At 71.6% G+C, this 19,916-nt stretch carries 18 protein-coding genes; 1 reads left to right on the forward strand and 17 read right to left on the reverse strand.

Translation table 11 applies throughout. The features are described 5' to 3' along the window. Window positions 1–38 precede the first annotated feature (38 nt). Window positions 39–641, forward strand: a complete 603-nt coding sequence (locus Dvina_RS27750) for a TetR/AcrR family transcriptional regulator (RefSeq protein ID WP_246655361.1) — start codon at window positions 39–41, stop codon at window positions 639–641. On the opposite strand, the gene dinB is transcribed toward Dvina_RS27750, so the two are convergent. The 17 genes from dinB to Dvina_RS27835 form a co-directional block, all read right to left on the reverse strand. Next, window positions 630–1,820 carry a DNA polymerase IV gene (gene dinB, locus Dvina_RS27755; RefSeq protein ID WP_246655362.1) on the reverse strand — a complete coding sequence of 397 codons (1,191 nt, stop codon included), beginning with the start codon at window positions 1,818–1,820 and terminating at the stop codon, window positions 630–632. The two genes, Dvina_RS27750 and dinB, sit on opposite strands and share 12 nt — an antisense overlap. 39 nt (window positions 1,821–1,859) lie before the next feature. Continuing rightward, window positions 1,860–3,263: a GH1 family beta-glucosidase gene (locus tag Dvina_RS27760; protein ID WP_223092275.1), complete on the reverse strand. Its 1,404-nt coding sequence runs from the start codon at window positions 3,261–3,263 to the stop codon at window positions 1,860–1,862. Window positions 3,264–3,307: 44 nt separating this feature from the next. Then, a complete protein-coding gene (locus Dvina_RS27765) occupies window positions 3,308–4,321 on the reverse strand; it encodes an ABC transporter ATP-binding protein (RefSeq protein WP_223092276.1) in 1,014 nt (337 codons plus the stop codon). Beyond that, window positions 4,318–5,361 (reverse strand): ABC transporter permease, encoded by a 1,044-nt coding sequence (locus Dvina_RS27770; RefSeq protein ID WP_223092277.1) that lies wholly within the window; start codon window positions 5,359–5,361, stop codon window positions 4,318–4,320. Before Dvina_RS27770 ends, Dvina_RS27765 begins: the two co-directional genes overlap by 4 nt. 1 nt (window position 5,362) lies before the next feature. Next, window positions 5,363–6,343, reverse strand: coding sequence for an ABC transporter permease (locus tag Dvina_RS27775; protein ID WP_223092278.1), 981 nt, complete (start codon window positions 6,341–6,343; stop codon window positions 5,363–5,365). Then, window positions 6,340–7,467, reverse strand: a complete 1,128-nt coding sequence (locus tag Dvina_RS27780; RefSeq protein ID WP_223092279.1) for an ABC transporter ATP-binding protein — start codon at window positions 7,465–7,467, stop codon at window positions 6,340–6,342. The genes Dvina_RS27775 and Dvina_RS27780 overlap by 4 nt, the downstream gene beginning before the upstream one ends. A gap of 109 nt (window positions 7,468–7,576) precedes the next feature. Further along, window positions 7,577–9,232 (reverse strand): ABC transporter substrate-binding protein, encoded by a 1,656-nt coding sequence (locus Dvina_RS27785; protein ID WP_246656599.1) that lies wholly within the window; start codon window positions 9,230–9,232, stop codon window positions 7,577–7,579. A gap of 143 nt (window positions 9,233–9,375) precedes the next feature. Next, the gene (locus tag Dvina_RS27790; RefSeq protein ID WP_223092281.1) at window positions 9,376–10,395 is read right to left on the reverse strand and encodes a LacI family DNA-binding transcriptional regulator; all 1,020 of its coding nucleotides are present in this window, start codon (window positions 10,393–10,395) and stop codon (window positions 9,376–9,378) included. Window positions 10,396–10,777: 382 nt separating this feature from the next. Next, on the reverse strand, window positions 10,778–12,355 hold the full coding sequence (locus tag Dvina_RS27795; RefSeq protein WP_223092282.1) for a serine/threonine-protein kinase: 1,578 nt from the start codon (window positions 12,353–12,355) through the stop codon (window positions 10,778–10,780). 53 nt (window positions 12,356–12,408) lie between these two features. After that, complete coding sequence (gene ppgK / locus Dvina_RS27800) at window positions 12,409–13,170, reverse strand: polyphosphate--glucose phosphotransferase (protein WP_223092283.1); 762 nt, start codon at window positions 13,168–13,170, stop codon at window positions 12,409–12,411. Between the two features lie 105 nt (window positions 13,171–13,275). After that, complete coding sequence (locus Dvina_RS27805; protein ID WP_223092284.1) at window positions 13,276–13,536, reverse strand: Prokaryotic metallothionein; 261 nt, start codon at window positions 13,534–13,536, stop codon at window positions 13,276–13,278. A 40-nt stretch (window positions 13,537–13,576) separates the two neighbouring features. Then, window positions 13,577–15,154 carry a fused response regulator/phosphatase gene (locus Dvina_RS27810; protein ID WP_223092285.1) on the reverse strand — a complete coding sequence of 526 codons (1,578 nt, stop codon included), beginning with the start codon at window positions 15,152–15,154 and terminating at the stop codon, window positions 13,577–13,579. Further along, window positions 15,151–16,851, reverse strand: a complete 1,701-nt coding sequence (locus tag Dvina_RS27815; RefSeq protein WP_223092286.1) for an ATP-binding response regulator — start codon at window positions 16,849–16,851, stop codon at window positions 15,151–15,153. Before Dvina_RS27815 ends, Dvina_RS27810 begins: the two co-directional genes overlap by 4 nt. Then, the gene (locus tag Dvina_RS55325; protein WP_281428081.1) at window positions 16,848–17,876 is read right to left on the reverse strand and encodes an ATP-binding protein; all 1,029 of its coding nucleotides are present in this window, start codon (window positions 17,874–17,876) and stop codon (window positions 16,848–16,850) included. The genes Dvina_RS27815 and Dvina_RS55325 overlap by 4 nt, the downstream gene beginning before the upstream one ends. Beyond that, window positions 17,873–18,289, reverse strand: a complete 417-nt coding sequence (locus Dvina_RS27825) for an ATP-binding protein (protein ID WP_223092288.1) — start codon at window positions 18,287–18,289, stop codon at window positions 17,873–17,875. The genes Dvina_RS55325 and Dvina_RS27825 overlap by 4 nt, the downstream gene beginning before the upstream one ends. Continuing rightward, window positions 18,282–18,683: an STAS domain-containing protein gene (locus tag Dvina_RS27830; RefSeq protein WP_223092289.1), complete on the reverse strand. Its 402-nt coding sequence runs from the start codon at window positions 18,681–18,683 to the stop codon at window positions 18,282–18,284. The genes Dvina_RS27825 and Dvina_RS27830 overlap by 8 nt, the downstream gene beginning before the upstream one ends. Continuing rightward, complete coding sequence (locus Dvina_RS27835) at window positions 18,683–19,552, reverse strand: STAS domain-containing protein (RefSeq protein ID WP_223092290.1); 870 nt, start codon at window positions 19,550–19,552, stop codon at window positions 18,683–18,685. The genes Dvina_RS27830 and Dvina_RS27835 overlap by 1 nt, the downstream gene beginning before the upstream one ends. Between the last annotated feature and the right edge of the window lie 364 nt (window positions 19,553–19,916).

Below are 19,916 nucleotides of genomic sequence, written 5' to 3' on the forward strand. Positions count from 1 at the left end.
CGTTACACAACCGGAGCATGTTCCGCTAGTGTGGTGCGGTGGCCTCACCCGTGCGCAGTGACGCGGCCCGCAACCGGCAGGCGCTCATCGAGATCGCGACCCGGCTGTTCGCCGCCGCCGCGGGCGACGAGCCGTCGATGCGGCTGATCGCCCGTGAGGCCGGCGTCGGCATCGGCACCCTGTACCGGCACTTCCCGACCCGCGAGGCCCTCGTGGAGGCCGTCTACCAGGACCAGGTCCGCCGCCTGACCGAGGGCGCCGACGCCCTGCTCGCCGCCCACCCGCCCGCCCGGGCCATGCGCCACTGGATGGACCTGTTCAGCGAGTGGCTGGCCACCAAGCACGGCATGGTCGACACCCTGCGGGCCATGGTCGGCAACCAGCAGCTCGGCCACGCGCACACCCGCACCGAGCTCCTAACCGCCATCGACAAGATCCTCGCCGCCGGCCGCGCCGCCGGCGACATCGGCGCCCACGCGACCGCCGAGGACGTCGCGGCCGCCCTGATCGGCATCTTCACGGTCGCCCCGATCACCAGCCGCGCCGAGCAGGCCGCCCGCCTCCTCGACCTCGTCATGCTCGGCATCGCCGCCACCGGGCCGGACGGGCCCCGGCCGGGCGCGGCCGGATCAGTCCGGTAACAGCGGGACTGTCGGGCCCTGGCGGCGGCCGAGCAGCGACGCGCAGGTCAGGGCGGCCGAGCCGAACCGGTCGCGGACCCGGTCCAGGGCGGTGTCGAGCTCGTCGCCGGAGGTGACGTCGAACGGCAGCTCCAGCTGGGCCGAGCCGTCGCCGTCGAGGTTCGTCACGGCCAGGCCGACCAGGGTGAGGCCGCGGTTGGCGATCTCGGAGACGGCGGCGGCGTGCAGGGCCAGGACGGCGTCGAGGATCGTCTGGGTGTGCGCGGTGGGGCGCGGCAGGGTCCGGGAGCGGGTGACCCGGGTGAAGTCGGCGAAGCGCAGCCGCAGCACGACGGTGCGCCCAGCCCGGTTCGCGGCGCGCATCCGGCGGGTGACCCGGTCGGTGAGCTCGGCGAGGACGGCCTCCTGGAACGGGCGGGGGTGGGGGCCGCGGCCGAGGGCGCGCTGGGCGCCGATGGAGCGGCGGCGCACGCCGGTGACGACGGGCCGGGGATCGCGGTTGTGGGCCAGGGCGTGCAGGTGGCGGCCCTGGCCCTCGCCGAGCATCGAGATCAGCGTGGCCTCGCCGAGGCGGGCGACCTGCCCGACGGTCGTCACGTGGTGGGCGTGCAGCTTCGCGGCGGTGACGACGCCGACGCCCCACAGCCGCTGCACCGGCAGTGCGTGCAGGAACGTGAGCTCGCCGTCGGGCGGCACGACCAGCAGCCCGTCGGGCTTGGCGACGCCGCTTGCCACCTTGGCCAGGAACTTGGTGCGGGCCACGCCGACGGTGATGGCCAGTCCGGCCTCGGCCCGGACCCGTTCGCGCAGCCGCCGGGCGATGCCGAGCGGGGCCCCCTCGAGCCGGTACAGGCCGGCGACGTCGAGGAACGCCTCGTCGATGGACAGGCCCTCGACCATCGGCGTGGTGTCGCGGAAGATCGCGAAGACGGCCTTCGACGCCTCCGCGTAGGCCTTCATCCGGGGCGGCACCACGATCGCCTCCGGGCACAGGGCCCTCGCCTGCCGCCCGCCCATCGCGGTGCGCACGCCGCGGCGTTTGGCCTCGTAGGAGCAGGCCAGGACGACACCCCCGCCGACGATCACCGGCCGCCCGCGCAGGCGCGGATCGTCACGCTGCTCGACGGAGGCGTAGAACGCGTCGAGGTCGGCGTGGAGGATGTTGGCCCCGTCCGGCACGAACACATGTTCGCACGGGGCGGGGCCACCAGGGAATACTTACGAGCGCAGGGCCTTGATCGTGTCGCGGTACCAGTGCGCGGAGCGCTTCGGGGTGCGCTGCTGGGTGTCGTAGTCGACGCGGACGATCCCGAACCGCTTGTCGTACCCGTACGCCCACTCGAAGTTGTCCATGAGCGACCACGCGAAGTAGCCGCGGATGTCGGCGCCCTGCTGCCGGGCGAGGGCGACGGCGCCGATGTGGGAGTCGAAGTACGCGACCCGGTCGGCGTCGTCGACGTAGCCGGTCTCGTCGGGCTCGTCGTCGAACGCGGCGCCGTTCTCGGTCACGTAGATCGGCAGCCGGTAGTCGGTGTAGAGGCGCACGAGCAGCTGGGTGAAGCCCTCGGGGACGATCTCCCAGCCCATGGCCGTGATCGGCCGGCCGGTCGGGATGACCCGGGAGACCGGCAGCCCGGCCGAGTCGGTGTCGTTGCCGTCCTCGTCGACGCCGGACAGCGTCTCGGAGAAGTAGTAGTTGACGCCGAGGACGTCCAGGGGCGTCTTGATGGCGTCGAGGTCGCCGTCCTGCACCGGCAGCGCGATGCCGAGCTTGGCCAGGTCGTCGACGAGGTCGGCCGGGTAGCGGCCGTGGACGAGCGGGTCGAGGTAGATCCGGGTGGACAGCGCGTCGGAGCGGCGGGCGGCGTCGAGGTCGGCCGCCGAGTCGGTCTGCGGGGTCGGGACCCCCATGTTGAGGGTGATCCCGAACGTGTGCTGCCCGCCCGCGCTCTGCGACGCCTCACGCATCCGCTGGGTGGCCAGGCCGTGGCCGAGGAGCAGGTGGTGCACGGCGTGCATGCTCGCGGCGAAGTCGCGCCGGCCGGGGGCGTGGGCGCCGTAGGCGTACCCGAGCATCGCCGAGCACCACGGCTCGTTGAGCGTCGTCCAGGTCGTGATCCGGTCCTGCAGCGCGTCGAAGACCAGCATGCTGTAGTCGGCGAAGCGGTACGCGGTGTCGCGGTGCGGCCAGCCGCCGGCGTCCTCGAGCTCCTGCGGCAGGTCCCAGTGGTAAAGGGTGATCCACGGTTCGACGCCGTTGGCGAGCAGTTCGTCGGTGAGCCGGTCGTAGAAGCCGAGACCCTCCGGGTTGACCGGGCCCCGGCCGCGCGGCTGCACGCGGGGCCAGGCCACCGAGAACCGGTACAGGTCGACGCCGAGGTCGCGGATCAGGGCGACGTCCTGCGGCATGCGGTGGTAGTGGTCGCAGGCGACCTCGCCGGTGTCGCCCTTGTCGATCGCGTCGGGCACCTCGCAGAACGTGTCCCAGATGGACCGGGTGCGCCCGCCCTCGTCGACCGCGCCCTCGATCTGGTAGGCCGAGGTCGCCACCCCCCAGCGGAACGTGGGCGGGAGCGTGGCGATCGGGTTGGCCAGATCGAGGGGCGATGCGGTCGTGTCCATGGTTCTCCTGGGTTGTTCAGCGGATGGTCAGTGGCGGCGGCCCGCTACCCGGCGGTGACCGGGTGCAGGTGGCAGGCCACCGTGCGGGCCCGCCCGACGTGGTCGTCGGGCTTGCCCAGGATCGGCAGGATCGTGTCGCACGGCTCGAACCGCTTCGGGCAGCGCGGGTGGAACGAGCAGCCGGTGGGCATGCCGCGCAGGTCGGGCGGGGAGCCGGGGATGCCGGTCAGCTCGCGCCGCTCGCCGCGCAGGGCGGGGAACGAGCGCAGCAGCCCGGCGGAGTACGGGTGCAGCGGATCGCGGTAGATGTCGGCCGACGGGGCCTCCTCGACGATCCGCCCGCCGTACATGATCGCGATCCGGTCGCTGAACTCGACGAGCAGCGACAGGTCGTGGGTGATGAACAGCACCGAGAACCCGAGCCGCTCGCGCAGCTCCACGAGCTGGCCGAGGATCTGCCGCTGCATGACGACGTCGAGCGCCGTGGTCGGCTCGTCCATGATGACCAGCTGCGGCTGCAGCGCCAGGGCCATGCCGATCATGACGCGCTGGCGCATGCCGCCGGAGAGCTGGTGCGGGTAGGCCTCGAGGCGGTCCTCGGCGATGCCCACGAGGCGCAGCATCTCCTTGGCCCGGGCGACGCGGGCCGCCTTCGACAGGCCCGGCTCGTGAGCCTTGATCGCGTCCATCATCTGGATATCGATCTTGTGGACGGGGTTGAGCGAGTTCATCGCGCCCTGGAACACGATCGACGTCTCGGCCCACCGGAACTTGCGCAGCTCGGCGTGGTTGAGGCTGAGCACGTCGTACGGCTCACCGTCGGCCGGGTGGTAGGTGACGGACCCGCCGGCCACGACGCCGGGCGGGGGCAGGAGCCGGGTCACGCCGTAGGCGAGGGTGGACTTGCCGCTGCCGGACTCCCCGGCGAGGCCGACGACCTCGCCGCGGTGGATGGTGAGGTTGACGTCGCGGACCGCCCGGACCGCGGCGTCGCCGAGGCCGTAGTCGACGTCGAGGTGCTTGATCTCCAGCAGCGGTTTGGTGAGGACCTGGGTCATCGCTTGGCACCGTCCATTGTGATGTTCGCCGGCGGGTCGGCCTGGCGCACGACCGGGGTGAAGCCGACCTGCATGCGGACCTTGCGCCCGTCCGGGCCCTTGTTGGTGCCGGCGCCGGAGGTGCGCAGCCGCGGGCTGACGAACTCGTCGATGCCGAAGTTCACCAGGCTCAGCGCGGTGCCGAGGATCGCGATGGCGAGGCCTGCGGGGACGAACCACCACCAGGCGCCCTGGGCGAGGGCCTGCTGGCCCTGGGCCCAGAACAGGATGGTGCCCCAGTTCCACGACGACACCGAGGAGATCCCGATGAACGCCAGCGTGATCTCCGACAGGACCGCGAAGATGACGGTGCCGACGAAGCCGGACGCGATGATCGCCGTCAGGTTGGGCAGGATCTCGAAGAAGATGATCCGCCACGTCTTCTCGCCGGTGGCCCGGGCCGCGTCGACGTAGTCGCGCCGGCGCAGCGACAGCGTCTGCGCCCGCAGCACCCGCGACCCCCACGACCAGCTGGTCAGGCCGATCACCAGGGCCACGGTCAGGTCGTTGACCCGCGGCAGCGACGTGCAGATGATGATGATCAGCAGCAGGCCGGGGATGACCAGGAAGACGTTGGACAGCACCGACAGGATCTCGTCGGTGATGCCGCCGAGGTAGCCGGCGGTGACCCCGACGACGACCGACAGGATCGTGGCGACGACCCCGGCGACCGCGCCGACGAACACGACGCTGCGGGTGCCGGCCAGGATCTGGCTGAAGATGTCCTGGCCCAGGTGTGTGGTGCCGAACCAGTGCTCGGCCGACGGCGGCTGGATGCCGCCCGGGTTGATCGCGTCGGGGTTGTACGGGGCGACCCACGGGCCGATGATCGCGAACAGCACGTAGATGGCCAGGATGACCAGGCCGGTCGCGGCCTTGCCGTTGGCGATGAACCGGAACCGCTTGCGCTTGGCCTTCTTGCCGACCGGCGCGGCGTCGGGCTGGGCCATCGCGCCCTGCCCGGGGATGACCTGCTCGATGCTCGACGGGGTGACGGTCATCTCAGCCTGCCTTTCGGGTGCGCGGGTCGAGCATCGTGTAGGCGACGTCGGCCAGCAGGTTCGCCACGAGCACCGAGATCGTGATGACCAGGAAGATGCCCTGCATCAGCGGGTAGTCGTGCGCGCCGACGGCCTGGAACAGCTGGAAGCCGACGCCCGGGTAGGAGAACACGATCTCGACGAGCAGGGTGCCGCCGACGATGAAGCCCAGCGACAGCGCGAACGCGGAGATGTTGGGCAGCAGCGCGTTGCGGGCGGCGTAGCTGAACGCGACCCGCCGCTCCGACAGGCCCTTGGCGTGGGCGACGGTGATGTAGTCCTCGGCGGACACGGTCACCATCATGTTGCGCATGCCGAGGATCCAGCCGGACATCGACGACAGCAGGATCGTGCAGGCCGGCAGGACGCTGTGGTTGATCGCCGAGTTGATGAACGTCCCGTCGAAGTACGGCACCAGGCCCGGCGTGTAGCCGCCGGAGGACGGGAAGAAGCTGTCGGAGCCGGTGAACAGGGCGATGAAGACCAGCCCGAGCCAGAAGTACGGCACCGAGGACAGGAACGTCGTGGCCGGCAGCAGCGAGTCGACCCAGGTCCCGCGCCGCCAGCCGGCGCCGACGCCGAGGCCGGTGCCGATGAGGAAGCTCAGGATCGTGGTGATGCCGACGAGCCCGATGGTCCACGGCAGGCTCTGCGAGATGACCTCGCTGACCGTCGACGGGAAGAACGTGAACGACAGCCCGAGGTCGCCGTGGAACAGCTGCCGCCAGTAGTCGAGGTACTGCTGCCACAGGCTCTCCTGCTCGTCCAGGCCGAAGAGGACCTTCAGCGACTGGATCGAGTCCGAGGAGATCGCGCCCTGGTTGCGGGCCAGGAACGAGCTGATCGGGTCACCCGGGATCATCCGCGGGATGAAGAAGTTGATGGTGATCGCGGCCCACGCCGTGAACAGGTAGAACGCGATGCGCTGCAGCAGGAATCTCATCGGGCCTCCTCCGGCGCCTGGTGGGCCGGTGGCGTGGGGATCGACGGGTCACCGACGGCTCCGATGCCCTCTCTGGCGACGGTGTCGGCGTCATAGAGCCAGCACGCGGCCCAGTGCCCGGGCTGCCCGACCTCGAGGCGGGGCGGCAGGTCGACGGTGCAGCGCGGCATGGCGTGCGGGCAGCGCGGGTGGAACCGGCAGCCCGCCGGAGGCCGGATCAGGCTCGGCGGCTCACCGTTGCCGCGGTCCTCGGCGCCGGCGTCGGCGATCCCGGCGATGCGGTCCGGGTCGGGTGCGGAGTCGATCAGCAGCCGGGTGTACGGGTGCGCGGGGGTCTGGGTGACCGTCTCGCTGTCGCCGCCCTCGACCATCCGGCCCGCGTACATCACCATCGTCTCGTCGGCGAAGTACCGCGCCGAGGCGATGTCGTGCGTGATGTACAGGATGGCGAGGTTCAGCCGCTCCTTGAGGTCACGCAGCAGGTTGAGGATGCCGAGGCGGATCGACACGTCGAGCATCGACACCGGTTCGTCGGCCAGCAGCGCCTCGGGGTCGGCGCCGAGGGCCCGGGCGATCGCGACGCGCTGGCGCTGCCCGCCGGACAGTTCGTGCGGGAACTTGTCGACGTAGCGCTCGGGCGGCGTCAGCGCCACCCGGGTGAGGAGGTTGGCCAGGGCGGCCTCGAGCTCCTGGGCGCTGTTCCCGGCGTTGCCGTGGATCTTCAGCGCGCGGGTGAGGTGGTACCGCACCGTGTGCACCGGGTTGAGCGAGCCGAACGGGTCCTGGAAGATCAGCTGCACGCGGCTGACGTACTGCCGGAACCGCCGCCCGCCCCGCACGTGCGTGGTCTGGCCGTGCAGCCGCAGGTCGCCGCCGGTGCGCGGGTAGAGCTGGGCGAGCAGCCGGGCGACGGTGGACTTGCCGGAGCCGGACTCGCCGACCAGGGCCGTGACCCGGCCGCGGCGCAGGGTGAACGACACGTCGTCCACGGCGTGCACGACGGCCCGTCTGCCGGTGAAGATGTCGGCGAGCCGGCGGCGTACGGGGAAGTGCTTGGTCAGCCCGACGGCCTCCAGCACCACCTCATCGGCCGGGGCCTTCGCCGGGCTTTCGCTCAACGTCATGCCGATTGGTCCTGTCTCGGGGTGTATCGCAGGGTGTCGTGACGGGGTACCGCTCCCCGGGTGGCCAGTATCGCGCCACCCGGGGAGCGGTGTCAGTACGATCCGGGCGTCAGGAGCCGGCCGGCTTGAGGTGCATGATCACGTCGAGCGCGTTGGCCTGGGTCGGCTGCCCGGCACTGTACGGGTTGGCGTCGTCCGGCCAGCCCGTCCAGTTCTTCTGGCTGTACGCCATGCCGATGTTGTCGGCGCCGACCGGGATCATCGGGGCCTGCTCGACGAAGATCTTCTGGAGCGTGGCGAGCGCGGTCTTGCGGGCCGCGTCGTCGGTGGCGGCGGCGTAGGCGCGCAGCGCGGCCGTCGCCTCCTTGTTGTCGAACCGGCCGAAGTTCGCGGCCGGGGACGGCGTGCCGATCGGCTTGAGCTGGTCGCCGTCCATGATGGTGCGGTAGATGTCGTACGGGGTCGAGCCGCCGTCGGTCCAGCGGAACGCCGCGTCGAACTGGCCGGCCTCGATGTTCTTGAACCAGGCGTCCTGGTTGGCCTTGTCGATCGTGGCCTGGATGCCGATGGTGGCCAGGTTGGCCTTCACGATCTCCAGCGACGTCTGGTAGTCCGACCAGCCGGCCGGGTCGCTCAGCGTCAGGGTGACCGGCTTGCCGGACGGGTCCTTCAGCGTGGTGCCGTCGAGCTTGTAGCCGGCCGCGGTGAGCAGCGCCTTGGCGCCCTCGGGGTCGACCTTGTAGTCCTTGCCCTTGTAGGCGTCGGCGATGTACGCGTCACCGGCGGGCGACGGCAGACCCGTCACGCTCTTCACGAGCGGGTGGAAGTAGCCGGCCTCGGCGGTGTTGAAGATGTCGTCGCGGTTGATGACCATGCCCATCGCGACGCGCAGCTTCGGGTCGTTGAACGGCGCCTTGGTGGTGTTGATGTAGAGGCCGTGGATGCCCAGGACCGGCGGGGCCCAGATCTTGTGGCTGGCCGCGTCCTTGTCGATGAAGACCGTCTTCACGTTGGGGATGAAGACGAAGCTCCACTCGCTCTCGCCGTTGGCCAGGGCGGTGGTCTGCGCGTTGTTGTCCGTGTAGGACGTGTAGCGCAGCTCCTTGACCGCCGGCGTCCCGCCCCAGTAGCCCTTGTCGCGGGCCGTGAGGGTGGTGGTCTGCGGGGTGAAGGACTTCTTGACGTACGGGCCGGAGCCGATCGGGTTCTTGTTGGCCTCGGTCTTCGGGTCGGCGACCTTCTCCCACACGTGCTTGGGCACGATCGGGATCTGGGCGATCGCCTTCTGCTGGCTGACGAACTGCGAGGACTTGAACGTGATCGTCACGTCCGAGCCGGAGACGGTGGCGTCGGTGATCGGCACGCCGCCGGAGTTGAGGGCCTCGTTGTCACGCACCAGCTTGTAGGTGTACGCGACGTCGTCGGCGGTGACCTTCTGGTCGTCGGACCAGGTGGCGTTGTCCCGGACGGTGACCGTGACCGAGGTGTAGTCGGTGTTCCACTTCGCGGCGGTGGCCAGCCACGGCTTCATCGGGTCGGCCGGCTTGACCGGGTTCCACATCATCAGCGGCTCGTACAGCACCCAGCGGTAGCCGTCCTTGGCCGCGGCCGAGGTGGTGAGGAACGGGTTCTCGTTCTCGGTCAGCGGGCCGTTGGGCATGCCGACGTTGAGCACGGTGGTCTTGGCGCCGTTGTTCTTGTTCGGGTCGTTCGGCGAGTCGCCGCACGCCGCCAGCGTAGTGCTCGTGGCCAGCAGACCGGCCATGCCGAGCAGTACGGAGCGTCTGGTCAACACGGGGGTGTCTCCTTTTGTACCTGGATCGACAGGTGGGGCGGACAGGAACATTCGTGGTACGGAGCGAAGCGGAGTGGCCACGAAACAGCCGGCTCTGCGTTGGTACTGAGGCGTCAGGTCGAGCGCTCGGGCTGCGCCGCGACGGTGGACCCGCGCACGACGAGCGTGGTGGACAGGATGTTCGGCTCCGCCGTGAGCGGCGTGCCGTCGAAATGCGCGATGAGCCGACGCGCCGCCATCTCGCCCATCTGGCGCATGGGCTGGCGGACGGTGGTCAGCGGCGGTTCGGTGTGGGCCGCGTGCAGGATGTCGTCGAACCCGACGAGGGCGACGTCCTGCGGGACGGCCTTCCCGGCCAGCCGCAGCGCCTGCAGGGCGCCGGAGGCCGACAGGTCGTTGTGGGCGAACACCGCGTCGAACTCGACGCCCTCGGCGAGGGCCCGCTGGATCGACGTGATGCCGCACTCGTAGGTGAAGTCGCCCTCGACGACGAGGCGGGGGTCGATGGGTGCGCCCGCCGCGGCGAAGACGTCGGCGAAGCCGCCGAGGCGGTCCTGGGTGCAGCCGAACTTCTCCGAGCCGGTGATGACCAGGGGCCGGCGCCGGCCGATCTCGACGAGGTGCCGGGCGGCCAGTGACCCGCCGGCCCGGTTGGTGGTGGCCACCGACGGCATCAGCGGCTTGTCGCCGCGGTCGTCGATGAGGACCACCGGCAGCCCGCCGGTGTACAGGTCGGCGAGGTAGTCGAGGGTGCCCTCGGGCTCGATGGCCAGGAGGCCGTCGAAGGACTTGCCGGAGACCTGGGCGGCGAACTGGCGCATGGACTCGGCGCCGCGGTTGCACGTGAACAGCAGCAACCCGTACCCCTCCGACTCCACGACGTCGACCGCTCCCTGCACGACCTCACCCATCCACGGCCACGTCAGCGACGGGACGAGCATCCCGATCACCCGGGTGTGCCCCCGGGCCAGGTTGACCGCCCGCGCGCTGGGCACGTAGCCCAGCTGGTCGATGACCGTCCGAACCCGTGCCGCGGTCGCCTCGTCGACCTCGCCTTTGCCGTTGAGCACCCGCGAGACGGTGGTCTTGCTGACCCCCGCCCGGGCCGCCACATCGGCGATGGTGATCGGCACGCCGCGATCCTTCCGGTGAGAGCGCTTTCTGGCAAGAGAGCGTGTTCTGGAACCGGTTCCGCAACCGGTTCCGGCACACTAAATCCGATCGCGGACAGTGGTGTCAATAACACGGTGGTAACGAAACTTAACGTGGCGGCAACCCTTGCCAAGCGGCTGCGCATGGTGTTTGCTCGGGACCACCGTCGATGCGTATGCGATCAGGCCGGCCACCCCGGCGGGTCGCCGCCGGGACCGCTCCCATGGAGCGCTCTCACGGCGTTCGAGGATCAGGGACAGGTGCTGGTGGCGAGCTGCCGCGGCGCCCGCGGCGGCCCGGACCGCTGCTCCCGCGGCCGCACCGGCCGGGGGCGGTCACGACCGCCGGCTCACGAGCGCCGGCTCAGGGCAGCCGGATCGCGCTGGAGTCCCCGCCGACCAGGCCCGACTTGACCCGCAGCTCCGTGAACTGCAACCCCTCGGGCACGTCGAACACGAGCGTCCCCGTCACCGCGGTGTCCGGCGCGATCTCGTTGAACAGCGGCCGGGCGTCGGCGTACCACACCCAGGCCAGCTCGTCCGGCCCGTACTCCTTGCCGGCGCTGTCGCGCAGCTTCTGGTAGCCGACCCAGATGCGGGCCTTGCTGTCCCCGGTGTTCTCGACCTTCAGCTGGGCCAGGCAGTACTGCCCGTCGGGTTTGCGGGTCAGCGGCCAGTCCCCGAGCTCCTTGCGGCCGCAGCTGAACCCGGCCAGGGTGAAGCGCAGCTTCCCGTCCTGCGCGACCGGGGAGCGCTTCGGCGTCGGCGACGGGGTCGGTGACGCCGGCGTCGGGGCCGGGGACCCGAGCTCGCCCCGGCCGGCCTTCTGCGCCAGGCTCAGCGCCACCAGCAGCACCGCCAGCAGCGCGATCAGGGCGAGCCCGGTCGCGATCCCCCGCCCGGCCCGCCGCGGCCGGCGCCGGGGCGGTGGCGGCGCGACGGGCAGCGGCGGGCGGAACCCGCGCCCGGTCCGCGGGGCCGGCCCGTCGTGGCCCTCCAGGCCCGGGTAGCCGCCGTGCGCGGCCAGCCCCGGGTAGCCGGTGGACACGGCGGTCACCGGCCGGGTCGGCGGCGACACCGGCGCGGCGCCCTTCGCGAACGCCGCCGTCGCGCCCCGCCGCGACCGGGGCCGGGCCGCCGGCGCCGACCCGCGCACCGTCGCCGCGACCTGCGCCGCGGCCGGGTCGTCCTGCCCGACCAGGGCCAGCAGCACCTGCCGGGCGGTCGGGCGCCGCTGCGGGTCCGGGTCGAGGCAGCGGCGCACCATGGCGGCCGTTGCCGGGTCAAGACCGGCCAGGTCCCCGGGCGGCAGCTGCCCGGTGCCCGCCCACGCCACCAGCAGGCCCCACGCGTAGACGTCGCTGGCCTGGCTCGGCGGCCAGCCGCGGACCTGCTCCGGGGCCAGCCAGCCGGGTGTGCCGAAGGTGGGGCCGTGCGCGGCGGTGTGCCCGAGCAGCCGGGCCACGCCGAAGTCGATGACCTTCGGCCCGAACGGCGACAGCAGCACGTTGCGGGGGCTCAGATCGGCGTGGACGAGCCCGACGGCGTGGATCGCGGTCAGCGCCGCGGCGACCCCGACGGCGACCGCCTCGACCTGCCCGGCCAGGGGCCCGTGCGCGGTCGCGTAGTCGTGCAGCGACGGGCCCTGGACATACTCGGTCACGATGTGCGGCACGGCCCCGTCCAGGGCCACGTCGAGGACCCGGGCCGTGCAGAACCCGGCGACCCGCGACGCGGCCGCTGCCTCCGCCGCGAACCGGTGCCGGAACATCGGGTCGCCGTAGAACGCCGGGTTGATGACCTTCAGCGCCACCTGGCGGCTGCCGGCGCCCGTGGCGAGGTACACGGTGCCCATCCCGCCGACGCCGAGGACGCCGAGCAGCCGGTAGGACCCGACGGTGGCCGGGTCCCCGTCACGCAGCGGCGCCGGCGAATCCCCCATACGACTTATGGTGCCTCACCGGCGCACCCGGCTCCGAACACTCGCCCCGGTTTCTACACAACCCGGGCATTGCGGGCGGCCAGCAGCGCCGCCCCGGCGATCCCTGCGTTGTTCTGCAGCGCCGCCGGCACCACCTTCGTCGGCACATCGACGAGGTGCAGCCACTTCTCGGCCTTCTTGCTCACCCCGCCGCCGACGATGATCAGATCCGGCCACAGCAGCGCGTGCAGGTGGCGCAGGTACGTCTGGACCCGCTCCGCGAACTCCGGCCAGCCGAGATCGTCGGCCTCCCGGACCCGGTCCGAGGCGTAGTCCTCGGCGTCACCGCCGTGCAGGTGCAGCCCGGACATCTGCAGGTGCCCGAACTCCGTGTTCGGCACCAGCGTGCCGTCGATGAACAGGGCCGTGCCGATCCCGGTCCCGAACGTCACCATGACGACCAGGCCGGGCACGCCCCGCCCCGCGCCGTACTCGACCTCGGCCACCCCGGCCGCGTCGGCGTCGTTGAGGACCGTCACCGGCTTGCCCAGCGCCGCCGAGAACAGCTGCTCGGCGGGCGCGTCGACCCACGACTTGTCGACGTTCGCCGCGGTCTTGGTCACCCCGTGCTGCACCACCGCCGGGAACGTGATCCCGATGCTGGCCGCGGCCTCGAACGCCCCGGCGACCTGCACGACCGTCTGCACGACAGCCGCCGTGTCGGCCGGCTGCGGCGTCTCGATGCGGACCCGGTCGCTGGTGAACAAGCCGGTCACCAGATCGACCGGCGCCCCCTTGATGCCCGATCCACCAATGTCGATTCCCAGGACGACCACAGCTGCTCCTTCACGCGCCAGGGGTGTCACCACAATGCCTGCGGGTCACCCAATCATGGCCCGCCGGCGCGGAGATCACCGGGGGAACGCCGTCCCAGCGCCGCCTCAGCCCGGATAGGCGCCCACCGCGTCGCGGACCTCCGACCCGGCCGCCGCATCCGCCGTGCGGGCACAGTGCGCGCAGCAGTAGAACCGCCCCGACACCTCCGAGCCGTGCCCGACGATCCGCGTCCCGCAGTGCTCACACACCGGCGCCAGCTTCTGGATCGCACACTCGAACGAGTCGAACGTGTGCACCCCACCGCCGACCGTCCGCACCTCGAACGCCATGTAATAGTCATTTCCGCAGGTCACACATACCGCCATGGACAAAGCGTCACCAATGCCGCGCGCGCCCGCAACCGGTTCAGGCAGAAATCGCCCGCCGGATCACCAGCATCGCCTGATCGTCCTCGGACTCGTCACCCACACCCAGCAGCAGCGCGTCGCAGAACGCCTCCAGGTCCCCGTCGCCGCCGTCCGCGGCCAGCCCCGCCACCAACGCCGCCTGCAGCCGCTCCAGACCCTCGTTGAACGACGACCCGCGCCGCTCGATCAGCCCGTCCGTCACCAGCACCAGCGACTCACCGGCATCGAGCGTGAACACCGTCTCCGCGTCGTGGACCGTCGGCACCCCCAGCAGCGCCACCCGCCCCTCCACGGTCGTCGCCCGGCCCCGCCCGACCCGCAGCGGCGGCGGATGCCCGGCGTTGGCCAGCCGGATCTCCCCCGTCGCCAGCTCGATGCGCAGCAGGCACATCGTCACGATCTCCTCCGGCAGGAACCGCAGCATCATCCGGTTCAGCCGCTCCAGCGTCAGCCCCGGCGCGTGATCCTCGGCCAGGTACGCCCGCAGCGCATGCCGGACCTCCGCCATGATCGTCGCCGCCCGCAGCGAATGCCCGGCCACGTCACCGATCGCCGCGACGATGTGCCCCTCCACCGCCACGACCTCGTAGAAGTCCCCGCCCACATACGCGTGATCGGACGCCGGCCGATACCGCACCGCGATGTCGTAGCCCGGCACCGGCGGCAGCGACGCCGGCAGCATGCTCTGCTGCAGCGTCAGCGCCGTGCGCCGCTCCTCGTCATACGAGCGGAGCGCCTCCACCGCCAGCGCGATCGCCTGCCCCAGCTGCCGCAGCACGTCCCGGTCGTCGTCGGTGAACCCGGCCGCCGGGACCGCGATGTGCAGCGGTTCCCGCCCCGCCTTCACCCGGGCCACCACCCGGAACACCGCCCCGGGCCACCACGGCCCGTCCTCCTGCACGAACAGCTCCGCCCCGACCGCCCCGTCCAGCGGGTCGATGTCGAAATGCTCCCGGTACGCGGCCCGGACCACCGGCACCGCCCCCGCCGCATCCACCTGCACGGCCAGCGCCCCGGTCTCCGGCGACGTCGCCGCGACCGCCACCGCACCGTCGAACACCCGCGACGCCCCGACCGCGGCCAGCCGCAGCAGCTCCGGCAGGCTCGTCGCCGCGTTGATCTCCGCCGTCGTGGCTACCAGCCGCGTCAGCCGCCCCGCGAGGCGCTCCGCCCGGTGCCGCGCCCGCGAGTACCGCAGCAGCGCCCCCACCGTCGCCAGCAGCTCATCCGGGTCGATCGGCTCGGCCAGATACGCGTCAGCGCCCCGGATCAGCCCCTGCGTCCGGTCCACCGCATGGACAGCCGTCGCCGAAATGTGGATCACCGGCACCGCCGCCGTCCGCGGGTCCGACTTGATCCGCTCCGCCACCTCGAACCCGTCGATGTCCGGCAGCCGCACATCCAGCACCACCAGCTCGACCGCGACCGCCTCGTCGTGCAGCAGCGTCAGCGCATCCTCCCCGGCCGCCGCCTCGACGACCCGGTGACCCTCCCGCCGCAGCCAGCTGGTGATCACGTACCGCTTCGACGGGCTGTCGTCGACGACCAGGATGTCGGCCGCCGTCACCACCGTCATCGGGCGATGCCCGCGACGAGGTCGACCACCGCCCGGCGGGTCAGGTGCTCCTTCACCAGCACCGACCGGGCGTGCGCCAGCTCGTCCGCCCGGAAGTCCGACAGGTCCGCGGCCGTCACCACGAACACCGGAATCCCGGCGACGTCGTCGAGCCCGGCCAGATCGGCGAGCAGCTCCGTGCCGTCACCGCCCGGCATCCGCAGATCCAGGAAGATGACCGACGGGTGCTCCCGCACCGCGATCGCCAGCCCTGAACGTACATCGGCCGCCTCCGAAACCTGCCCCGCGATGCCCGCCAGGAGCTGGCGCAGCAGGTGCCGCGCCGCCGGATCGTCATCGACGACCAGGGCCCGCTCCACCTGCGGCAGCGGCCCGTCGTCGTCGACCTCCGGCACCGCCGGGCGCAGCGGCAGCGACAGCGTGAACGTCGAACCCTCCCCCGGCTCCGACACCATCGTCAACGCCCCGCCCAGCAGCGTCGCCAGCCGCCGCGCATACGGCAGCCCCAGCCCCGTCCCACCGGCCTGCCGGGCCCCGCGGACCTGATGGAACTCCTCGAACACCCGCGCCTGCTCCGCGAACGGAATCCCGATCCCGGTGTCCGCCACCGCGATGTACAGCCGATCCCCGTCGACCCACGCCCCCATCCCGACGGTCCCCGTGTCGGTGAACTTCAACGCGTTCGTCAGCAGGTTGCGCAGGATCTGCGTCAGCAGCAGCTCGTCACTGACCAGCCCGGCCGCCGGCGGCTCGTCCACCGCCAGCTCCACCTCCGGGCGCGCCAGAGGCCGCAGCGTCCCCCGCAGCTGCCCGAACACCGCCGCCAGGTCGATCGGCCCCCAGTTCGGCTCGATGCGCCCCGACTCCGCCTTCGCCAGGTCCAGCAGATCGTTCACCCGCGCCAGCAGGTCCGCCGCCGAACCCTGCACCAGGTCCAGCTGATGCGTCTGCTCCGACGTCAGCGGCTCCGAACGCGGGTCCAGCAGCAGCCGGGTCAGCCCGATGATCGCCGTCACCGGCGCCCGCAGCTCGTGCGACACGTTCGCCAGGAACCGCGACTTCGCCTCGTTCGCCTCCCGCAGCTGCGCCGAACGCTCGTCCAGCTCCGCATACAGGGCCACGACACCCTGGTTCGTCTGCTCCAGCTCCTCCGACAACTGCGTGTACAGGGCCATCACGCCCTTGTTCGTCTCCTCGAGCTCCGCGTTGAGGTGCAGCAGCTCGTCCCGGTGCGCCTGGACCTCCTCGAGCGCGGCCACCAGCTGCCGGTTCTGCACGCTCAGCTCGTCGAGCGCGGTCGTCGGCGAACTCTCGGCCAGCTCGGCCCGCGCCTGCCCGACCCGCTCCGCATCGACCTGTGCCGGCAGCCGCCGCGTCAGCACGATCCGCTCGTCCTCCACCCGCACCTCATCCATCAGCCGTCCGGCCGCCCGGACTCCCTCAAGATTCTGGTTACCCAGGGCCGCGGATGACACAACAATGACCAGGTGAGGGCGCGGACCCGCGGCCGCCGCGAACAGCACCTCGGCGCCCGGCACCTGCCGCCCGATCTCACTGAGCGCCGTCGCCACCCGGACCTGATCCTGGTAGTCCATCCCGAGCGCGGCCGCCACCTCCCGGCCGCGCTGGCGCAGCACGAACACGTCATGCTCGGAGCTGAGCACCATCCGCAGCACCGGCGCCGGGTCCACACTCACGCCGGAACACCGCTACCGGCCACCGCCACGCAGGCATCGTCGCGCCGCACACCCGCATCACGCAGCAGCGTCGCCGCGACAAGCAGCGGGTCCTGCCGCGACAACCCCGGATAGTCCCGAAGATTCCACCGATCCGACACACCATCGGAGTGCAGCACCACGACCCCCTCCGGCGGCAGCTCGTACGTGAACTCACGCACACCCCGCGACTGGTGCCCGACGATACCGGGCATGCTCACCATGCCCCGCCGCTCACCGTCCGGAAACGCGATAGCCCCCGCGACATTGCCAAGCCCCGCGAACACCACCGCGCCGTCCGACACCCGCGCCACCGACACCGCCGCGCCCCGCGTGTGCGACACCGACCGGTGCAGCAGCTCCAGCAGCCGCCCCGGCGCGTCCACGTCACTGGCCAGGAACACGTCGGTGATCGCCGAGGACGCCGCCGCCGCCAGCGGCCCGTGCCCCAGCCCGTCCGCGACGAGCACCAGCAGCACGTCGCCGACCGCCCGCGCCGCATACCGGTCCCCGCACGCCCGCTCCCCCGTGATCGGCCGCGACAACCCCGCCACCGGCGGCGGCACCACCCGCCGCTTCTCCCCCGCCCACAGCTGCGCCGTCAGCACCGTCCCCCGCCCCGGCAGCGAATACCCCGCCGCGACGTCCGACAGCCGCCGCACCGCCCCCAGCCCTATCCCCAGCGTCCCCGCCGTCGAATGCCCGTCCACCGAGCTGAACGGCAGATCCGCCATCCCCGGCCCCGAGTCCACCGCCACCAGCTCGACCCCGCCGACCTCGCCCCGCCGCAGGCACCGCACCGACAGCGCGCCACCGTCGGCGTGCCGGTGCAGATTCGACGCCAGCTCCGCCGCGACGATCGCCACCTCGCCGGCCCGCTGCTCACTGAAGCCCAGGCGCTGGGCGCAGTCCACGGCGACCCGGCGCGCGACCCCCGCCGCACCCGAGTCGCCCACCGCGACCCAGCCGAGCTCCTCCACCGTCGGCACTGCGGCGACGGCCGTCACCGGGCCCACTTCGTCACGGCGATCCGCGTGCCCGCACCAGGCGTGGTGTCGATCTCGAACTCGTCCACGAGTCGTCTGGACCCCGAAAGACCCAAACCCAAACCACTGCCCGTCGTGTACCCGTCCGTGAACGCCAGTCCCAGATCCACGATCCCCGGCCCGGAGTCCACGAACTCGGCCCGGACCCCGGCCCGCCGCCCGTTGTGCACCCCGGCGATCGTCGCGTATCCGCCGCCCCCGTGGATCAGCGTGTTGCGGGCCAGCTCACTCGCCGCCGTCACCAGCTTCGTCTGGTCGACGAGCGGCAGCTTCGCCTCGACCGCCGCGACGCGCACCGCCTGCCGGACCCGCACGACGTCCTTGTCGTCACCGATCTCCAGCCGCAGCACCTCGGCACCGGCGTCGTCAGGCACCGGCGTCCTCGACCACTGTCAGCATCCCCACCCCGTGCACCTGCTTCGCCGCGGCCAGAATGTCGAGCGCCTTGTCCACGTTGAGCGCCGTGCGCACACCATTGAGCGACAGCCCCAGCTCGACGAGCGTGATCGCCACCGCCGGCCGCATCCCGACCACCACCGTCTCCGCGTCGAGGACCCGCGACACCGCCGCGATCGTCGACAGCATCCGGCCGATGAACGAGTCGACGATCTCGAGGGCCGAAATGTCGATCACCACACCGTGCGCACCGGTCTCCACGATCCGGTCCGACAGATCCTCCTGCAGCTGCAGCGCCGTCTGGTCGTCCAGGTCGATCTGGATCGACACCAGCAGGATGTCGCCGATCTTCAGTACGGGAACCCGGTCCATCAGATCCCCTGCCGCCCGGCCGACGACCGCTTGACCAGCTCGACACCGCTGGCCCGCAGCGCGTGCACGAGCGCGTCGGCCAGCGACGCCTTCGTCACGATGTCACCGAACTCGATGCCCAGCGCCACCACCGTCTGCGCGATCTGCGGCCGGATGCCGGAGATGATGCACTCCGCACCCATCAGCCGGGCCGCCACCACGGTCTTGAGGATGTGCTGCGCCACCTGCGTGTCGACGGCCGGCACGCCGGTGATGTCGACGATCGCGTACCCGGAGCCGGTGTCCACCAGCGTCTGCAGCAGCTTCTCCATCACCACCTGCGCCCGCGCCGAGTCCAGCGTGCCGACCAGCGGCACCGCCACGACCCCGTCCCACAGCTTCACCACCGGCGTCGAGAGCTCCAGCAGCTGCTCCGTCTGGTCGGCGATGATCGACTCCCGCGTCTTCGCGTAGGTGTCGAACGTGTACAGGCCCATGTCGTCGACGAGCACCGAGAGCGTCAGGAAATCGGCCGGCACCTGCTCGCCGTCGGTGGACTCGAACAGCCCGAGCACCACCTCCTTGATCGTGAAGACCAGGTTGGCCGTCTCGATCGGCGTGAACCCCTTGCGCGCCCACTCCTGCGACAGCTCCCCGAGCACCGCCCGCGACTCGCCGCCGTGCGACCCGGCCAGCTCGCCTTCCGCGCTGCCCTCGAGCATGCCCAGCAGCGCGGAGTACACCTCCCGCACCTGCCGGACGAGCTCCGCGTCGGTCAGCCGCCCCCGTAGCGTCCGGGCGGAGATCTCCGCCCACCGCTTCTGGATCTCATCCCCGTGCGATCGCAGGAGCGCACTGAGCCGCTGCCTGGCCTCGGCGTTCACCTTCACCCGTCCACTCCCCCTACGCTCACGCTGAAACGCGATTCGAGACAGGACGGTACCGCCCACCGCTCACCCGAGCGAACGCGGATACCTCTTTGCTGCGAGACAATTTTCTTGCGGCCGGTTTGCCGTATTTCGCGAGGCACCACCCGCCGCCCCACCAGCCGCTCCCGTTGCCGCCCGCCCCGGCATCAACGCGTGCGAGCCTCTCGCATCCGCTCTGCCGATCGCTCCTCCCACCGGCGGCCTCATCGGCACCACGTCGCATCATCCGTACCGGCACCAGCAGCTTGACCCGCGCCACGTCGCGTAGCGCATCCTAGGAAGCTAGGTCATGTCGTGCAGGCGCGGATTCGGACGTATGTGGCCG

Origin of the sequence: Dactylosporangium vinaceum, from assembly GCF_019904175.1 — a bacterium.
Taxonomy (GTDB): Bacteria; Actinomycetota; Actinomycetes; order Mycobacteriales; family Micromonosporaceae; genus Dactylosporangium; species Dactylosporangium vinaceum.

Excerpts from the sequence above, each read along its gene's own strand:
- Dvina_RS27760 (WP_223092275.1), bottom strand. The coding sequence starts at position 3,263 with ATGGACACGACCGCATCGCCCCTCGATCTGGCCAACCCGATCGCCACG.
- Dvina_RS27765 (WP_223092276.1), bottom strand. The coding sequence starts at position 4,321 with ATGACCCAGGTCCTCACCAAACCGCTGCTGGAGATCAAGCACCTCGAC.
- Dvina_RS27770 (WP_223092277.1), bottom strand. The coding sequence starts at position 5,361 with ATGACCGTCACCCCGTCGAGCATCGAGCAGGTCATCCCCGGGCAGGGC.
- Dvina_RS27775 (WP_223092278.1), bottom strand. The coding sequence starts at position 6,343 with ATGAGATTCCTGCTGCAGCGCATCGCGTTCTACCTGTTCACGGCGTGG.
- Dvina_RS27780 (WP_223092279.1), bottom strand. The coding sequence starts at position 7,467 with ATGACGTTGAGCGAAAGCCCGGCGAAGGCCCCGGCCGATGAGGTGGTG.
- Dvina_RS27785 (WP_246656599.1), bottom strand. The coding sequence starts at position 9,232 with ATGGCCGGTCTGCTGGCCACGAGCACTACGCTGGCGGCGTGCGGCGAC.
- Dvina_RS27795 (WP_223092282.1), bottom strand. The coding sequence starts at position 12,355 with ATGGGGGATTCGCCGGCGCCGCTGCGTGACGGGGACCCGGCCACCGTC.
- Dvina_RS27805 (WP_223092284.1), bottom strand. The coding sequence starts at position 13,536 with ATGGCGGTATGTGTGACCTGCGGAAATGACTATTACATGGCGTTCGAG.
- Dvina_RS27810 (WP_223092285.1), bottom strand. The coding sequence starts at position 15,154 with ATGACGGTGGTGACGGCGGCCGACATCCTGGTCGTCGACGACAGCCCG.
- Dvina_RS27830 (WP_223092289.1), bottom strand. The coding sequence starts at position 18,683 with ATGGACCGGGTTCCCGTACTGAAGATCGGCGACATCCTGCTGGTGTCG.